Origin of the sequence: Mesorhizobium sp. M7A.F.Ca.US.005.03.2.1 (genome assembly GCF_003997795.1) — a bacterium.
Lineage (GTDB): Bacteria > Pseudomonadota > Alphaproteobacteria > Rhizobiales > Rhizobiaceae > Mesorhizobium > Mesorhizobium ciceri.
In genome coordinates this window covers 1-687 of sequence record NZ_RZRP01001488.1, presented here as the reverse complement: position 1 = coordinate 687, position 687 = coordinate 1, and the positions used below count along the sequence as shown (strand labels likewise).

The 687-nt window shown below is 61.9% G+C and carries 1 protein-coding gene; it reads right to left on the bottom strand.

Annotated elements, in window-relative coordinates; genetic code table 11:
* Positions 1-122 precede the first annotated feature (122 nt).
* On the bottom strand, positions 123-687 hold a 565-nt coding region (gene trbJ, locus EN991_RS38665), incomplete at its 5' end, for a P-type conjugative transfer protein TrbJ (RefSeq protein ID WP_127370655.1).

Below are 687 nucleotides of genomic sequence, written 5' to 3'. Positions count from 1 at the left end.
GCGCGGGGAGGACGTGTCCGGCGAGCCGCTGCCGCGCAGCACCATGAAGGCGGCGGTCATGGCGGCGCCAAGGGCAAGGACGGCTGTCATCCGGGCGGCGATCTTGAAATCCATGACCTGCCTCAGTCGTGGAACATTTTTACCGATGACGGGCTGTAGCTGCTGCCCGTCATGAAGCGGCTGAACTGCTCTCGCGCTTGTTCCTGAGCTGCTGCTTGCCTGGCTTTCTCCAACGCTTCAGCGCGGCCTTGCGCGGCGAGCATCGCCGTAAGATCGGCGACCTGCTTTGCTTGAACGGCAAGCAACTGATTGCCGGCTTGCGTCGCCTGCAGCACACCAACGGCCGATTGGCTGGCGCCGACCAGGGCGCTGGTCTGCTGCTGCGTCCCATCGATATTGTCCACGGCAACGGCACCGGCCTTCAATGAATGCTCGAAGGCCGACACCGATGTCCGCCAGCGCTCGCGTGCACCATCGACAAGCTGCTGGCCGGAAAGGTCAGAGCCAAAGTTTTGGTAGGCGGACGTAAATTGGCTATCGATCTCCCTAACGCTGTAGGCGAGCTGGTCGGCCTCGCCGAGCAGGCTCTTCATCTGAGAGAAATTGCCTTCGATCTGGTCAAGCATCGAGGTCGGCAGCGAGGTGAGGTTCCTCGCCTGGTTGATCAGCATCTGTGCCTCGTTCTGA